The sequence below is a fragment of the Amphritea pacifica genome (genome assembly GCF_016924145.1).
Classification (GTDB): domain Bacteria; phylum Pseudomonadota; class Gammaproteobacteria; order Pseudomonadales; family Balneatricaceae; genus Amphritea; species Amphritea pacifica.
On the sequence record NZ_JAFFZO010000108.1, the window covers coordinates 1 to 497 of the forward strand.

1 protein-coding gene is annotated in these 497 nt (G+C 45.3%); it reads right to left on the bottom strand.

Going from position 1 to position 497, the window contains the following annotated elements:
* Positions 1 to 263 precede the first annotated feature (263 nt).
* A complete protein-coding gene (locus JW499_RS21615) occupies positions 264 to 476 on the bottom strand; it encodes a hypothetical protein (protein WP_205212515.1) in 213 nt (70 codons plus the stop codon).
* Positions 477 to 497 lie beyond the last annotated feature (21 nt).

The following is a 497-nucleotide window of genomic DNA, read 5'->3' on the forward strand; positions in this document are numbered from 1 at the left end:
CGAAGCCGCGTTCTAGCCACTCGGTCTTAAAAACTTCGATGTTTTTCAAATATTCTTAACTTTTTCGTGCTCCCCCTGTTGACTCCTCTGCCGACGGCGGTAGAATGCGCTTCCTCGCTTGAGACAGCCACCGGAAACGGCCGCTGAAACAGGTGGGGCTGTTGAGTTTAACGCCTTGATAAATCAGTGTTTACACGGTTCTTCAGGTGGCGATAAACAAAACAGGAAGCGGATCAGACGGTTTGAAAATTTCGTTAAAATTCTCAAACAAAATGGTTGACTTCACCGGGGTGTTGAGTAGAATACGCACCTCGCTTGAGACGGCGAAAGCGAATAGCTTTCGCAAAGCGGCTGAAGAATTCAGCCCTCTTTTTCAAGCAACGCTCTTTAACAGACAGATCAGATAATTCGTGTGGGCGCTTGTTGAGATGAAGCACAAAAGCTTTATCAAAGTAAGCGACACCAAGTAAATTCATTTAAGTGTATTTGCAAGTTGT